14 protein-coding genes are annotated in these 15587 nt (G+C 73.9%); 11 read left to right on the top strand and 3 right to left on the bottom strand.

Going from position 1 to position 15587, the window contains the following annotated elements; genetic code table 11:
* Nucleotides 1-108: 108 nt before the first annotated feature.
* Nucleotides 109-1164, bottom strand: a complete 1056-nt coding sequence (locus LN042_RS26930; protein WP_230053974.1) for a PHP domain-containing protein — start codon at nt 1162-1164, stop codon at nt 109-111.
* 78 nt (nt 1165-1242) lie between these two features.
* Between LN042_RS26930 and ligD the strand changes: the two genes are divergently transcribed.
* Nucleotides 1243-2139, top strand: a complete 897-nt coding sequence (gene ligD / locus LN042_RS26925) for a non-homologous end-joining DNA ligase (RefSeq protein ID WP_230053973.1) — start codon at nt 1243-1245, stop codon at nt 2137-2139.
* Between the two features lie 154 nt (nt 2140-2293).
* On the opposite strand, the gene ku is transcribed toward ligD, so the two are convergent.
* On the bottom strand, nt 2294-3355 hold the full coding sequence (gene ku / locus LN042_RS26920; protein ID WP_230053972.1) for a non-homologous end joining protein Ku: 1062 nt from the start codon (nt 3353-3355) through the stop codon (nt 2294-2296).
* An 89-nt stretch (nt 3356-3444) separates the two neighbouring features.
* Here ku and LN042_RS37820 point away from each other — a divergent pair, with 89 nt between their 5' ends.
* Together LN042_RS37820 and LN042_RS26910 are read left to right on the top strand one after the other, a co-directional pair.
* Nucleotides 3445-4170 (top strand): (2Fe-2S)-binding protein, encoded by a 726-nt coding sequence (locus tag LN042_RS37820; RefSeq protein WP_230053971.1) that lies wholly within the window; start codon nt 3445-3447, stop codon nt 4168-4170.
* A gap of 66 nt (nt 4171-4236) precedes the next feature.
* Complete coding sequence (locus tag LN042_RS26910; RefSeq protein WP_230053970.1) at nt 4237-5007, top strand: helical backbone metal receptor; 771 nt, start codon at nt 4237-4239, stop codon at nt 5005-5007.
* Here the strand turns inward: LN042_RS26910 and LN042_RS26905 are convergent.
* Entirely contained in the window at nt 4997-5722 is a 726-nt protein-coding gene (locus tag LN042_RS26905) for a (2Fe-2S)-binding protein (protein ID WP_230053969.1), read from the bottom strand. The genes LN042_RS26910 and LN042_RS26905 overlap by 11 nt on opposite strands.
* 127 nt (nt 5723-5849) lie before the next feature.
* Here LN042_RS26905 and LN042_RS26900 point away from each other — a divergent pair, with 127 nt between their 5' ends.
* The 8 genes from LN042_RS26900 (at nt 5850) to LN042_RS26865 (ending at nt 15583) form a co-directional block, all read left to right on the top strand.
* Nucleotides 5850-6869 (top strand): FecCD family ABC transporter permease, encoded by a 1020-nt coding sequence (locus LN042_RS26900; RefSeq protein ID WP_230053981.1) that lies wholly within the window; start codon nt 5850-5852, stop codon nt 6867-6869.
* Entirely contained in the window at nt 6866-7852 is a 987-nt protein-coding gene (locus tag LN042_RS26895; protein ID WP_230053968.1) for a FecCD family ABC transporter permease, read from the top strand. The genes LN042_RS26900 and LN042_RS26895 overlap by 4 nt, the downstream gene beginning before the upstream one ends.
* Complete coding sequence (locus LN042_RS26890) at nt 7849-8640, top strand: ABC transporter ATP-binding protein (RefSeq protein ID WP_230053967.1); 792 nt, start codon at nt 7849-7851, stop codon at nt 8638-8640. The genes LN042_RS26895 and LN042_RS26890 overlap by 4 nt, the downstream gene beginning before the upstream one ends.
* A gap of 9 nt (nt 8641-8649) precedes the next feature.
* Nucleotides 8650-9669, top strand: coding sequence for an ABC transporter substrate-binding protein (locus tag LN042_RS26885; RefSeq protein WP_230053966.1), 1020 nt, complete (start codon nt 8650-8652; stop codon nt 9667-9669).
* Between the two features lie 23 nt (nt 9670-9692).
* Nucleotides 9693-10898: an ATP-grasp domain-containing protein gene (locus LN042_RS26880; protein ID WP_230053980.1), complete on the top strand. Its 1206-nt coding sequence runs from the start codon at nt 9693-9695 to the stop codon at nt 10896-10898.
* 73 nt (nt 10899-10971) lie between these two features.
* Entirely contained in the window at nt 10972-12663 is a 1692-nt protein-coding gene (locus tag LN042_RS26875) for an IucA/IucC family protein (protein WP_230053979.1), read from the top strand.
* The gene (locus LN042_RS26870; protein WP_230053965.1) at nt 12660-13877 is read left to right on the top strand and encodes an MFS transporter; all 1218 of its coding nucleotides are present in this window, start codon (nt 12660-12662) and stop codon (nt 13875-13877) included. Before LN042_RS26875 ends, LN042_RS26870 begins: the two co-directional genes overlap by 4 nt.
* A complete protein-coding gene (locus tag LN042_RS26865; protein WP_230053964.1) occupies nt 13877-15583 on the top strand; it encodes an IucA/IucC family protein in 1707 nt (568 codons plus the stop codon). The genes LN042_RS26870 and LN042_RS26865 overlap by 1 nt, the downstream gene beginning before the upstream one ends.
* Nucleotides 15584-15587 lie beyond the last annotated feature (4 nt).

The raw sequence follows: 15587 nt of genomic DNA, 5'->3' as shown, positions 1-15587 counted from the left end.
GCCAATGTGGCGTGGGTCAGGGTGCCGTTGGACCAGGTCCACACCTGCGAGCTGCCACCCAACGCCGCGATCGACGCCGGTGCGCAGGGCGTGGTGCTGGGACCGCCGCTACCGGCCCTGCCTGTCGCGCGCCCAGTCGAGCAGCCGGTCCGTCGTCCAGGTGGTGATCACCCGCGACGCCGGCACGCCCGCCTCGGCGGCCCGCTCGCAACCGTAGTCCTGCCAGGCGAGTTGGCCCGGTGCGTGGGCGTCGGTGTCCAACGCGAAGAGGCAGCCCGCCTGTTCCGCCTCGCGCAGCAGCCGCATCGGCGGATCCAGACGCTCCGGGCGGGAGTTGATCTCGACGGCGGTGTTGTGCTCGGCACAGGCGGCGAACACCCGCGCCGCGTCGAAGCTCGACTCCGGACGTCCTTTGCCACCACCGCGCACACTGCGTCCGCCACCCCGCTGCTCCGGGCCGAGCAGCCGTCCGGTGCAGTGGCCCAAGACGTCGACCAGCGGATTGCGCACCGCGGCCAGCAGTCGGCGGGTCATCGGCACCTCGGCCATCCGCAGCTTGGAGTGGGCCGACGCCACCACCACGTCCAACTCGGCGAGCAGCTCGTCCTCCTGGTCCAGCGAGCCGTCCTCCAGGATGTCGCACTCGATCCCGGTGAGCAGCCGGAACGGCTCCACCCGCCGGTTCACCTCGGCGACCACCGTGAGTTGCTCGCGCAGCCGCTCCGGGCTCAGCCCGCGGGCCACGGTCAGGCGCGGCGAGTGGTCGGTCAACACCGCCCAGTCATGGCCCAACTCCCGTGCGGCGCGGGCCATCGCCTCGATCGGGCTGCCGCCGTCCGACCAGCTGGAGTGCAGGTGGCAGTCGCCGCGCAAGGCGGCCCGCAGGTCGGCCGCCGCTCCGGTGAGCGGCGGTAGCGCCCGATCGGCCCGCGCCTCGACCTCGGTCAGGTAGTCCGGGGTCCGTCCGGCCAGCGCCTCGGCGATCACGGTGGCGGTCACCGGGCCGATCCCGGGCAGGTCGGCCAGCCCGCCGGTCGTGCGGGGCAGCTCGGACCTGTTGCGCACCACGTCGGCGGCGTTGCGGAACGCCTGCACCCGGTAGGTGGAGGCGTGCTCCCGCTCCAGCAGGAAGGCGATCCGCTCCAGGGCCTCGACAGGATCCATGCCCCCATCGTCCGGCACCCGGCACGCCGCCGCGCGTCCAGCGGGCGCGGGGGCGGGCGGCCTGCCAGTATCGGTGCCATGACCGACCCGACGGCGACGGTCACCGAGGTGGCGGGCCACCGGCTGCGGCTGACCCACCTGGACCGTGTCCTCTACCCCGGCACCGGTTTCACCAAGGCCGCGATGCTGCGCTACTACACCGCGGTGGCGCCGGCCATGCTGCCGCACCTGGCGGGGCGGCCGGCCAGCTTCCTGCGGCTGCCGGAGGGGGTCACCGGGCAGCAGTTCTGGGCCAAGCGGGTGCCGCCCGGATCACCGGCCTGGGTGCCGCGGCTACCGGTGACCCACCGTCAGGAGACGATGCCGCAGGTGGTGGTGGGCGATCTGCCGACCCTGCTCTGGGCCGCCAACCTGGGCTGCCTGGAGATCCACGTACCGCAGTGGCGGGGTCGGCCCGACACCCACGACCGGCTGATCATCGACCTGGACCCGGGCGAGGGCGCCGGGCTGCTGGAGTGCTGCGTGGTGGCGCTCACCGCGCGCAAGCTGCTGGCCGCGGACGGTCTGACGGCCTTCCCCAAGACCACCGGCAGCAAGGGGCTGCATCTGACGGTGCCGCTCGCCGACCCACCGGCCGACCAAGTCTCCGCTTACGCCCGCAAATTGGCCCGGCGGCTGCGGCGGGCGCTGCCGGATCTGGTGGTCGACCAGATGGCCAAGCAACTGCGGCCCGGGCGGGTCTTCGTGGACTGGTCGCAGAACAACAGTGCCAAGACGACGGCCGCTGCGTACTCGCTGCGGGCCCGGCCCGAACCGGCCGTCTCGGCGCCGCTCGACTGGTCGGAACTGGCCGCCTGCCGCCGCCCGGAGGACCTGACGTTCACGCCCGAGGACGTGGCCGAACGGGTCACCGAACACGGCGACCCGCATGCCGCCCTGGCCGACCCCGACGCGGCCGGCACCCTGCCCGGCTGACGGCACCGGCCGGCGGCGCCGCACGATCACGACGCACGGTCACGACGCCGCGTAGCCGCACGGTGACTGACGTGACGGCGCGCCACCACGACAACGCACGTGACCTGCCGCCGCGCCGCCACGACGACATGCGGTCGCAAACGCACAACGCCGGCTACGACGCCGCGCGCAGCCGGCGTTTCTTCGGCGGCGCCCCCTGCAGGGCGGCCAGCAGCTGGTCCCTGGTCATTCCGGAGCGGCCCTGCACCCCTCGCTCGGTCGCCAGCTGGTAGAGCTCGGTCTTGCTCAGCTGCGCCAGGTCGCCCTGCGCTTCGGCGGGCGGCTGCTCCTCGCCCCTCTGCTCGGCCGGCTTCCGCTCGGCCGCCTTCCGCCCGGACGCCTTCTTCTTGGCCCCCTTCGGCTCCTCCGTCAGCTCCTCCGCCTTGCCGCCGCCCTGGCCGGCCTGCTTGAGGCTGCGCTCCAGCACCGCCATCAGGTCCACCACATTGGTCGACTCCGGCGCCGGCTCGGCGACCACGACCTCCTTGCCCTCCAGCTTGGCCTCCACCAGTTCGCGGACCTGGGCGGTGTAGTTGTCGTGGTAGGCGGCCGGCTCCCAGTCGGTGCTGAGCGCCTCGATCAGCTGGCAGGCCACCGCCAGCTCCTTCTGCGAGGGTTTCACCGGCTGGTCCGGCAGGTTGTCGATCTCGCGGTGCGGATCGCGCACCTCGTCCGCGTAGTGCATGGTCTGCAGCACCAGCACGTCGCCCTCCACCCGGACCGCCGCCAGGTACTGCTTGCCGCGCATCACGAAGTCGGCGAGCCCGGCCCGGTTGGTCTCGGCGAGCGCCCGGTGCAGCAGCGCGTAGACCTTGGCGTACTCGGCGCCGCGCGGCCCGAGGTAGTACGTCTTGTCGAAGTAGATCGGGTCGATCTGGCCCAGGTCGACGAAACCGCTGATGTCGATGGACTTGGACCGTCCCGGTGAGATCTGCTCCAGTTCGTCGGGCTCGACCACCACGTACTCGCCCTCGGCCAGCTCGTAGCCCTTGACGATGTCGCGGAATTCGACCTCCTCGCCGGTGCGCTCGTTGACCCGCTGGTTGCGCACCCGGTCGGAGGTGCCGCGTTGCAGCTGCCGGAAGTGCACGGCATGGTCCTCGGTGGCCGAGTAGAGCCCCACCGGCACCGCGACCAGCCCGAAGCTGAGCGTGCCCGTCCAGATCGGTCTGGCCATCGCCGCCTACCTCCTCGCGCCCCCTTCCGGCTTCCCATGGTGCTACCCGGCCCGCCCCTGCGCCCACCGAGATCCGGTAGACATGACCCGTGACCCCCGACCCGGCTGCGGTGCTCCGCAGCGTCTGCGCCCTCGGCCCCTACTTCGCCGTCGAGACCGGTACCGTCCCGCCGAGCGGGTACCAGCCGCTGCGCACGCTCTTCTCGACCGGCCCCGACGCGCCACTGGCAGCACGGATCAGGGAGGTCGCCGCGAAGCTGCGCACGACGGAGCCCCGGGTGGCCGCGTCCATCACCCACCTGGGGCTCGCCGCCCGCTTCTGGTCGGTCACGCTGGGCCTGCTGATGGCCGGTGGACTGGTGCCGGAGTTCGATCCGGACGGTGTGCACTGGCGGCAGCCGGCGGACGGCCCGCTGGACCTCTGGCTGCCCGGCACGGCACTGCGCCCGGCCGGTCCCGCGCCCGCCGACGACGTGCACCGGGCCGCGGTCGCCGGTGCGCTCGCGCCACTGGCGGCCGCCGTGCGCGCGGCTGCCCCCGTCGCGGACGGGCTGCTCGCGGGCAACGCGGCGTCGGCGCTGGTCGGCACGGCGCGGCAGCTGGGCCGGGGGTTCGCCGAACCGGAACGGTCCCGGGCGGCCGTCATCACCGCCGGACTGCTGGCGCGCGAACCGCTGTTCGGCACCCTTCACCCCGGCTCACTGCGGCGCAGCAGCTGCTGCCTCTACTACCGGATCCCGGGCGGCGGCCTGTGCGGTGACTGCGTCTTCGACCGCCCGCCCGGGAGAGCCGTCAACCCCGGCGCCGCCGGCTGACGGACTTCACGGCCGGGCCCGCAACCGCGGCAAGCACCCGGCGCACCCGCCCACTACGCTGACCCGGTGACCGCTTCCCCCACCGACGACCTCGGCCACCCGGTCCCGCTGTGCGGCCCCGTGCGGCGGGTGGTGTCGCTGGTGCCCTCGCTCACCGAGGCGGTGGCGGTGACCGCGCCCGGCCTGCTGGTCGGGGCCACCGACTGGTGCAGCCACCCGGTGGGACTGCGGGTGGCGCGGATCGGTGGCACCAAGAACCCCGACCTGGCGGCGGTCGAGGCACTGCGGCCGGATCTGGTGATCGCCAACGAGGAGGAGAACCGGGCGCCCGATCTGGCCGCGCTGCGGGCGGCGGGACTGCCGGTCCACGTCACCGAGGTGCGCTCGCTGGACCAGGCGTTCCGTTCGCTGGACCGCCTGCTCACCGAGGTCTGCGGGCTGCCGCGGCCGGGCTGGCTGGCGCGGGCGGAGCACGCCTGGGCCCGGCTGCCGGTGCCGACCGGTCCGGCGCGCCGGGCGGTGGTGCCGATCTGGCGGCGGCCGTGGATGGTGCTCGGCCGGGACACCTTCGCGGGCGATCTGCTGCGGCGGCTCGGCGTGCGGAACGTGTACGAGGCGCACCCGGAGCGCTATCCGGCCCTCAAGCTGCCCGAACTGCTGGCCGCCGGGCCGGAGTTGGTGGTGCTGCCGGACGAGCCCTACCGGTTCACCGCCGATGACGGGCCGGAGTCGTTCCCCGGCGTCCCGGCCGCACTGCTGAGCGGGCGCCATCTGACGTGGTACGGGCCGTCGTTGGCCGATGCGCCGGCGGTGCTGGGGGCACAGCTCAGGCGGTGAGCCGCCGGGCCCGTTCCGCATCGCAGACACGCGGGCAGGTCAGGCATGCCTCGGCCGGACGGATCGCGTAGTACATGCAGCAGCCCGCCCTGGTCCTGGTCAACTCCCCGGCCGGCAAACGGCGGAAGCCGGCCGGGCCGCGCAGCGGGGTGGTGCCGCCGGGCAGGAGCGCGGCGGCGCGGGCGACGGCGTGTTCCTCGCGGTCGAGCATCCGGCCGAGGTACCAGATGCCGGAAACCAGGTCGTCCGCCACCATGCCCCACAGGGCGCGCGCACCGCGGCGGCTGACGGGCTGGAAGGCGGCGACCGTCGGTTCGGCGAACTCGCCGACGACAGATCGCAGTCGGTCGGGAGCGCCACTGGTCTGGCAGCGCCCCGGGCGGCAGGCGAGGTCACCGGAGGCGGGATGCAGCCACACCTGGTCGGGGTGCAACTCGGGCACCAGGTCGGCCAGGTACCACGGCCCGCCGGCCAGCAGACAGGCCGACCACAGGTAGTGGTGCAGCAGCCGGGAGGCGGCCACGTGTGCGGGCACCGCGCGGCCGTGGTCGGCCAGGATCCGGGCCGCCTCCCCCGCGACCAGTTCGTCGATCCGAGCGGCGAATCCGTCGGCCGACACCCAGCCCCGGCCGGGCGCCGCCTGAGGCCCGCTCAGCAGCCGCATCCGCCAGGCCGGAGCGCACGCCGCCAGCCGCCGGTACACCTCGGAGAGCACCGGACACCACCTCCGCCATCGGCCGTCTGATTAAGGTTAGCCTCACCTTACACTGACGCACCGTAACCGCCAGCGGTGATTTGACGAACTTAGGTTTGCCTAACCTAATATCGATCACGTGCTGAGAATCGAACTTCCGGCCGCGGCGCGGCGATCCCCGGTGACCTGGCAGACGTTGCTGCTCGGCCTCGGGCTCTGCCTGCTGCTGCTCTGCGTGGCCCTGAGCCTGGCCCTGGGGTCGCGAACCGTCCCGCTGTCGACCGTCATCGAGGCGGCTCTCGGCCGCCGCACCGGCGCCGGGCCCGACGCCCAGGTGGTGACGGGCCTTCGACTGCCGCGCACGGTGCTCGGCCTGGTGGTCGGCGCCGCGCTCGGGGTGGCCGGGGCCGTCGCCCAGGGCGTGACCCGCAATCCGCTGGCCTCGCCGACCACGCTCGGTGTCAACGCCGGCGCGAGCTTCGCGGTGGTCACCGCGATCTACGCGCTGCACCTCAGCCGTCCGGTGGAATACGTGTGGTTCGCGGTGGCCGGCGCGGGCTTGGCCGGGCTGGCGGCGCAGGTAACGGCCCGGCGGGCCGGCGGGTTGGATCCCACCCGGCTCGCACTCGGCGGCACCGTGCTGACCGCGGTGCTGGCCTCCTGGACCTCCGCACTGATGCTGGCCAGCCGCCGCACCCTGGACGAGGCGAGGTTCTGGCTGGCCGGTTCGCTCGACGGGCGCGGGCTCGAAGTCCTCGTCCCGGTCTGGCCGTTGCTGCTGGCCGGCCTGGCGCTGGCGGTCGCCGTGGCGCCCGCGCTCAACGCGCTCGCGCTCGGCGAGGAGACCGCCCAGGCGCTCGGCGTGCCGGTCAGCCGGATCCGGACGGCGGCCGCACTGGCCGTGGTGCTGCTGGCCGCCGGCGCGGTCGCCGCCGCCGGGCCGGTCGCCTTCGTCGGACTGGCCGCGCCGCACCTGGTCCGGTCGCTGCTCGGCGGCGACCAGCGGTGGCTGGTGCCCGGCTGCGCCCTCGCGGGGCCGATCCTGCTCCTGGCCGCCGACGTGCTGGGCCGACTGGTGGCCCGCCCGTCGGAGCTGGAGGCGGGCGTCGTCACCGCCTTCCTCGGCGCGCCCCTGCTGGCGGTGCTGGCCCGGCGAGCCGCCCGATGAACCGTCGAACGGTGCTCTGCTGCCTGGCTGCCGCGGTGCTGCTGCCGGCCCTCACCGCCACCGCGCTCAGTCTGGGTCAGGTCGCCATGTCGCCGGCCACCGCGCTGCGTGCGCTGTTCGGCTTCGGCCAGGGCGGGGATGTGCTGGTGGTGCGCGAGTTCCGGGCGCCCCGGGTGCTGGCCGCGCTGATCGCGGGTGGCGCCCTGGCGGTCTCCGGCCGGCTGCTGCAACGGCTCTTCCGCAATCCGCTGGCCTCGCCCGATGTGATCGGGGTGACCGGTGGCGCGTCCTTCGGCGCGGTGCTGCTGCTCGCCCTGGGTGCATCCCAACTCATGATCCCATTGGCCGCGTTGGGCGGCGGACTGGTGGCCGCCGGGCTGCTCGGCGGGTTCGCCTGGCGGTCCCGGGCAGCGGTCGGCCGGCTGGTGTTGGTCGGGCTCGCGGTACAGGCCGGGCTGGCGGCGGCGGTCAACCTGATGATCGTCCGCTTCCCCGCCGAACTCGCCTCCTCGGCGCTGCAGTGGACCACCGGTTCGCTCTACGGCCGCACCTGGACCGAGGTCCGGGCGGGCGGCACGGCGGTGGCCGTGCTGCTGGTCGCGGCGCTGCTGCTGGACCGGCGGGCAGCGGTGCTGGACCTCGGCGACGAGTCGGCCGGCGGCCTGGGCCTGCGCCCGGACCGCGCCCGGCTCCAGATCCTGCTGCTGGCCATTGCGTTGGCGTCGCTGGCAGCCGCGCTCAGTGGCCCGGTCGGGTTCGTGGCGCTGGCCGTGCCGCACCTGGTGCGGCTGCTGGCCGGGCCGCCGACGCCCGGCACCCTGCTGCTGACCGCGCTCACCGGTGCGCTGCTGCTGCTCGGCGCCGACGTGCTGGTGCTGCACCTGCTGCCACTGCGGGGCCTGCCGGTCGGCGCCGCCACCGCCACCCTGGGCGCGCCCTGGCTGCTCTTCCTGCTGACCCGTCACGATCGGAGCGCCCCGTGAGGAACCAACTGGCCACCCGGCGACTGAGGTTGCGCTACAGCGACCGGACCGTGGTCGACGGTCTGGACTTGGCGCTGCCCGGCGGTGCGATCACCGCCGTGGTCGGCCCCAACGCCTGCGGCAAGTCGACGCTGCTGCGCGGGCTGGCCCGACTGCTCGACCCGACCGCCGGCAGCGTCACCCTGGACGGCGCCGACCTGCACCGGATGCCCGCCCGCGCACTGGCCAAGCGGCTCGGCCTGCTGCCGCAGCAGCCGGTCACCCCCGAGGCGATCACCGTGGAGGGCCTGGTGCGGCTCGGGCGCCATCCGCACCAGCGCCTGCTCAGCCCGTGGTCGGCCGCCGACCAGCAGGCCGTGGAGCGCGCGCTGCACCGCACCGGCACCACCGAGCTGCGCGACCAACCGGTGGACCGGCTCTCCGGCGGCCAACGCCAACGCGCCTGGATCGCGCTCACCCTCGCCCAGGACACCGAACTGCTGCTGCTGGACGAGCCCACCACCTTCCTGGACCTGCGCCACCAGCTGGACGTCCTCGACCTGGTGGCCGACCTGCACCGGGAACTCGGCCGCACCGTCGTCATGGTGCTGCACGACCTCGGCCAGGCCGCCCGCTACGCCGACCACCTGGTGGTGCTCCACCAAGGCCGGCTGGCCGCCGCCGGGCCGCCCGGCGAGGTGCTGGACGCCGAGCTGGTGGAGCGGGTCTTCGAGGTGCCCTGCCAAGTCGTCCCCGATCCCGAGACCGGCACCCCGCTGGTCATCCCCCGGGCTCGCAGGATCAGCTGAGTCTCCGTCATGTCCTTCGACAACGAAAGCGTCATCATGCACAAGCGCCTACCCGCCGTTCTGCTCGCCGCCTCGGTCGGCACCGCCCTGCTCACCGGGTGCGGCGGCAGCGGCGCCCCCGAGCCGGCCGCGGGCACCACCTCCCCCGTCGGCGACGACGCGGCCGCCGGCTTCCCGCGCAGTGTCCAGCACGCGATGGGCACCGCCGAGATCGAGAACCGGCCGCAGCGCGTCGTGGTGCTGGACAGCGGCGAGTTGGACGACGTGACGCTGCTCGGCATCACCCCGGTCGGCGCCGTCTCCCCGCACCTGAAGACCACCGGCGGCTTTCCGTCCTACCTGAAGGGCGAGTTGGCGGGCACGAAGGACGTCGGCCCGATGGCCGAACCCGACCTGGAGCTGATCGCCTCGCTCAAGCCCGACCTGATCCTCTCCTCCAAGGTGCGGCACGAGAAGGTCTTCGACAAGCTCAACGCGATCGCGCCGACGGTCTTCGCGCAGACCACCGGCGCGCCCTGGAAGGACAATTTGACGCTCTACGCCAAGGCGCTCGGCAAGGAGGACGCGGCCCGGAAGGCGCTGGCCGACTACCGGGCGCGGGCGGCGAAGCTGGGCGAGGAGATCAAGGCGAAGGACGGCGGCACCATGCCGACCGCCTCGGTGGTGCGCTTCGTGGCCGGCCCGACCCGGCTCTACCAGAGGGCTTCGTTCAGCGGCACCGTGCTGCAGGACGTGGGCCTGCGCCGCCCGGCCTCCCAGGACGTCGACTCCGCGATGCTGGACGTCAGTCCCGAGCAGATCGACAAGGCCGACGCCGACCTGGTGTTCGTCACCGTGGCCGACGACCCGGCCAAGACCCAGCAGAGCCAGGTGCAGTCCACTCCGGTCTGGCAGAGCCTCAACGCGGTCAAGAACGGCAAGGTCTTCAACGTTCCGGACGAGACCTGGATGTCCGGCATCGGTGTGCAGGCCGCCGACCGGATGCTGAACGACATCGCCGAGGCCGCCGGCGTCGACGCCCCGAAGTGACCACCACCATCCGTGAGGACGCCATGCGGCTCTACCTGCTCGCCCACAACCCCACCGACTCCGTGTCCGAGGGCTTTCTGCCGGCCGCGCACCGGCTCGGCCTGGCGGTGACCGTGCTGACCGACGACCCGGCCGCGCACCGGCTCGCCCACGCCGAACACGGCCTGTCCGCCGAGGTGGTGGCGTGCCGGGTCGGCGACTTCCGCGAGGTGATCGGCATCATCTCGGCCCACCACGGCCGCCCGGCCGCCGTGTTCACCAACAGCGACCATCTGCAGACCCAGGCGGCGCTGGCCGCCGAGTACTTCGGTCTGCCCGCCAAGGACTGGCGCGCCACGCTCGCCGCCAAGAACAAGGCCGAACTGCGCCGCCGGCTGGCTGCCGCCGGCCTGGACACCGTGCACAGCGTCGAACTCACGGCCGACCAGGATCCGGCCGCCGCCGAACTGCCGCCGTTCCCCTGCGTGGTCAAACCGCGCGAGGGGGTGGCCAGCGAGGACGTGGTGCTGGTCGCCGACCTGGCCGAACTGCTGGCCCGGTGCACCGAGATCCGGCAGCGGCGCCCCGGTGCCGCGCTGGTGGTCGAGGAGTTCCTGGTCGGACAGCTGAACACGCTGGAGACGCTGGGCGACCAGCACCGCCGGGTGGCACTCGGCGGCTTCCGCACCCGGTTGTCGCCGCCGCCGCACTTCGTCGAGGAGATGCTGGAGTTCGTCCCGGCCCACCCCGCCGGGGTGACCGCGCAGGTGCTGGCCCAGTTGGACGCGATCGGCGTGGGACTGGGCGCCTGCCACACCGAGTTCGTGGTGCAGCCGGACGGCAGGGCCCGGATCATCGAGGTCAACTACCGGGCGATCGGCGACCAGTGCGACCTGATGCTCCAGGAGGTCCTGGGCATCCGGTACTTCGAGCAGGTGCTGCGGGTGCACCTCGGTGAGTCGCTCCCCGCCGACCTGGGCCTGCGCGGCGATCTGCGGGCCCGCAACGAGGTGGTCTGCGCCGACCGGGCCGGCACCCTGACGGCGGCACCCGGTCCACAGGACGCCGCCCGGTCGGGTGGTGTCCGGCTCCGCTACCGGCCGCTGCGCGGGGTGGGAGAGCACCATCCGCACTACCGGACCAACCGCGACTACCTGGGCGTGGTCTGGGCGGTCGGCCCCGAGCAGAGCGCCGTCGACCGGGCAGTCGCCGAGTTCATCGCCGACCACCGCTGGGAGATCACCGGATGAGCGAGCGAAGCGAGGTCATCGTCAAGAGGTGCGCGTGCGCGAAGCGCCCGCCGAGCGGAGCGAGGCGGGTCGCATGAGCGCCGCCGAGCAGTTGACCATGCGGGTGCTCAGCGCGCTACTGCGGGAGGACGTGGCCGGACTGCGCAGTCGCGGCAGGGTCCGGCACCGCAGGGACGGCGCCTGGCTGGTGCTCGTCGAGGAGCGGATCGCACTGCCCGTGGAGCCGGACGGCTTCCAGTGCGAACTGCGGGCCCGCCTCCCGCTGTTGGAGGTCGACGGGAAGCCGCTCGGTGGTCTCCCGGAGATCCTCGCCGCGTTCCGGGCCCTGGCCGATCCGGTGGATGCCGGCGGATTCACCGCCTTCACCGAGGAGTGCCGCCAGACCCTTGCCACCATGATCCTGCATGAGCGACAACTGCAGCCGCTTTTGCTTGAGTTGACCGAGCTCTACGGCAGCGATCCGGCCAACTGGTGCGGTCCGCTGGCCAGTCTGGGCTTCGACAGCCTCGCCGCCCATCTCGACCACCCGGTCTATCCGACCGCACGCGGCCGGGCCGGGCTCGGCACCGACGACCTGCTGCGCTACGCCCCGGAGTGCCACCCCACCTTCGAGCTGCGCTGGTTGGCGCTGCCTGCCGAGGCGCTCACCGTGCACGGCAGCGCACCGCTGCCCGGTTGGTGGCCGACGCCGGCCGTGCTGGGCCTACCGGCCCTGAACGGCAGCCATCTCGCCATCCCCGTCCACCCGTTGTCGTTCGGCGCACCGCTGGCCGAGGCGCTGCGGGCGACCGGGCTGGCCGAGCGCGCGGTGCCGGCCGAACGCCCGTACCTCGCCGTGCGGCCCACGCTGTCGATGCGCACGGTCGCGGTGCTGGACGATCCGGTGTGCCACCTCAAGCTGCCGCTGGACACCGCCACCCTGGGGCTGCGCAACCGGCGCACCATCAAGCCCGGCACCCTGCGTGACGGCGCCGCCGGTCAGCGGCTGCTGGCCGAGGTGCTCGCCCGCGAGCCGCGGTTCGCCGCCACGGTGCTGCTGGCCGATGAGCAGTGCCATGCGCACGCCGGCCACGAGCTGCTCGCGGTGCTGCTGCGGCGCTTCCCGGCCGCTCCCGAGTCGCCGGCCGTGCCGCTGGCCGCGCTGCTGGCCGCCGAGCCGGGCGGCGGACTGGTGATCGACCGGCTGGCCGACCGCTTCTACGGCGGTGACCCGGTGGCGCTCTACGACGCGCTGCTCGTGCTGCTGCTCGACTGGCAGACCACGCTGTTCAGCCACGGCGTCGCCCTGGAGTCGCACCAGCAGAACACCACGCTGCTCCTGGACCGCACCGCCGGGCGCACCAGGCTGCGGCTGCTGTACAAGGACAACGACGGGCCCAGGATCAACCGGGCGCGCTGCCGACTGCCGTTGGGAGAGCGCGCGTTCGACGACCGGCGGATCCTCGCCGAGGACGACCGGGCGTTGACCGACCTGTTCAGCACCATCACCGGACACCTGTGCACCGCCGCCCTCGCCTTCGGTCTGGCCGAGCACGGCCGAGCACCGCTGGAGACCACCCTGGGCCTGCTGCGCAAACGACTCGGCGAGGCGGTCGAGCGCCTCGGACCGGTCGGCGAGCCGCTGCGGGCCGCGCTGCTGGACGCCGAACGCCTGCCGGTCAAGGCGATGGTGAGCGCGGGCAGCCTGTACGGCAAGGCGCGCAGCGGAGCGGCGGACATCAACAAGCACTACACCACCGGCCCCAACTACCTGGCGGGCCGATGACGGTCACCACTGCCTGCGACCCGTCGACTCGGTCCCTTCCGGCCGGACTCTCCCGGAGTCAGGTGCGGGCCGTCGCGGGCTGCTACTTCGTCGCGTCGTTCGCCGCCCTGGGACTGCCGCCCTACCTGACGGCCATCCTGCCCGGGCTCGGCGATCCGCACGGCCACTGGGCGGGGCTGCTCTACATCGTGCCCACGGTGTTCAGCGCGCTCGGCGCCCCGCTCTGGGGACGGCTGGCCGACCAGTTCGGCCGCAGGCGGCTGCTGCTCCGCGCCCAACTGGGGCTCGGCGTCTCCTTCCTGCTGGCCGGGCTGGCCGACAGCCTATGGGCGTTCACGCTGGCCCTGGTGCTGCAGGGCTTCCTCGGCGGCACCTTCGCCGCCACCAACGGCTACCTCGCCGCGGCCCTGGAGGGCCCGGGGCTCTCCAGGGCGCTCACCCTGCTGCAGGGCAGCGCCCGGGCCGCGCTGGTGGCCGCGCCGATCCTGGTGGGCGCGCTGTCGCCCTGGCTGTCGCCGCACCGCCAGTACGTGGTGATGGCCCTGCTGCCGCTCGCCGCGGCCGTGTCGCTCACTCGGCTACCGGAGCCGCGCCGACTCACCGGTGTACCGCCCGAGGGCGGCGCCGGGGCTCCCGCTTCGGCCGTGCGGGCGCTCTGCGCCGCGGAGTTCGCCTTCGTCTTCGCCACCGTCGTCTCGTTCCCCTATCTGATCGCCCTGGTGCGGCAACGCGTGCCCGGGCTCGACTCCACGGCGGCGGGGCTGCTCTTCGCCCTGCCGCACCTGTGCTACCTGCTGCTCGCCTCCCGGGTGCACCGCGCCGTGCAGCAGCGGCCGCGGGCCGGGCTGGCGCTCGGGCTCCTGCTGGTCGCGGCCGGGTCCGCCGGGCACGCCCCGGCGCACAGCACGGCGGCGTTCGCGCTCACCCGCCTGGTGCTCGGCCTCGGCATGACCCTCGGTCTGGTCTGCCTGGCGGTGCTGGCCGCGGCGGCGGCGCACGGCCGGGCCCCAGGGCGGCTCTTCGGCACCCTCGAACTCGCCTCCAAGGGCGGCGCGGTGGCCGCCGGAGCGGTCGCCGCACTGGTCAACTCCGCGTTCGGCCCCGGCAGTCCGGTGCTGTTCGGCGCTGCCGCCGCCCTCATCGCCGCGCTCTGCTGCGCCCTGCGCATCCTCCCCCGCTCCGCCCCTTCCGCCAGCAACTCCAGGAACCGCTGATGCCGCCTTCGCCCACCCCCACCGCAGCCACCGCCCTGCCCACCGCCGACCTGGCCGTCGCCCACACCCTGCTCAACTGCCTGCTCCGCGAGGTCTCCGGCCCCGAACACCAGACCGCCGTCTCCGACGGGCGGCTGCTGCTGCGCCTGCCGAGGCGCGGGGCGCTGCTGCGGGTGGCGCTGCGCCGCACCTCGCTGCTGGGTGCCCACCGGTTCGCGGGGCCCGTGGAGTCGGCGACCGGCGGCGGCTGGTCGGCGCTCGGCTGGCGGGAGTTGGCCGAGCTGGTGCAGGCTGAGCTGACGCTGCGCACCGGCGTCGCCAACGACGAGTTCCTCGGCCAGCTGGCCTCCAGCGCGCAGGGCGTCGAGGCCGCGCTGGCCGGGCGGCCGGCGGCCGGACCGGACCGCTACCTGGAGTCGGAGCAGGCGCTGCTCTTCGGCCACCGCTTCCACCCGACACCCAAGTCCCGCACGGCGCGCGGCGCCGAGCCGGACCCCTGGACCGCCTACGCGCCGGAGGCCCGTGCCGCCTTCCCGCTGCGGTACCTGGCGGTGCGCCAGGAGCTGATCGCCGAACGCAGCGTCGACCCCGCGGCCACGGCCGTGCTGGACGGGCTGTGCGGGGTGCCGGCCGGCTACCGGCTGCTGCCCGCGCACCCGTGGCAGCACCGACTGCTCGCCGACCACCCCGTCTTGCGGGCCGCACTGGAGCGCGGCGAGGTGCTCGATCTGGGCACCGGCGGCCCGGAGTTCACCGCCACCGCCTCGGTCCGCACCCTGCACGGCGCCGGTGCGTTCCTCAAGTTCAGCCTGAACGTGCGGATCACCAACTGCCTGCGGAGGAACGCCGCCCACGAGCTGACCGGCGCCGTCGCACTGACCGAGCTGCTGGCGCCCGCACTGGACGACCTGGCCGTCCGCTTCCCGGACGCCGCCATGCTGCGCGAGCCCGCATTCCGCGCGCCGGCTCTTCCCGGTGACACCTCGGGCGCCCTCTTCGAGGGTCTCGGCCTGATCGTCCGGGAGGACCTCGCGGCCCGGCTCCGGCCCGGCCTGACGGCACTGCTGGCCGGCGCCGTGGCGGACGAGTACCCGACCAGCTCGGCGCAGTTCGCCCGGCTGCTCCCGGACGCCGGTCCGGCCGAGCTGCTCTCCTGGTGGGTCGACTACCTGCGGCTGCTGCTGCCACCGGTACTGGCCGCCTACTTCGACCACGGCGTGGTGCTGGAACCGCACCTGCAGAACGTGGTGATCGGGGTCGATGCCGACGGGCGCCCCCGGCAGGTGCTCTTCCGCGACCTGGAGGGGACCAAGCTGCTGCCCGAGCACCATGCCGCGCTGCTCGCCGGCCTACCTCCGGCGGTGGCCGGGCCGATGACCTATGACGCGCAACGCGGCTGGGACCGGGTGGTGTACTGCCTGCTGGTCAACCACGTGGCCGAGCTGCTCGCGGTGATCGCCGACCAGTGCCCCGCGCTGGAACCGCGGTTGTGGGACGAAGTGCGCCTCGTCCTGCAGGAGTTCGCCGACGACCGGCAGGCCTGCCCGCCCCGGCTGCGCGGCCTGCTGGCCGGGGTGCCGCTGCCTGCGAAGGCCAACCTCCTGACCCGTTGGGAGCGCAAGGCCGATCGGGCGGCCGGATACGTGCGCCTGGCCTCGCCGTTGGCCGCCGCCGTCATCGACCAGGCCGTCCGTGCCCGCAACTGAAGGA

Source organism: Kitasatospora humi, assembly GCF_020907985.1.
Lineage (GTDB): Bacteria > Actinomycetota > Actinomycetes > Streptomycetales > Streptomycetaceae > Kitasatospora > Kitasatospora humi.
Note: the sequence above shows the minus strand (reverse complement) of the source record. Positions and strands in the feature narration are given on the sequence as shown.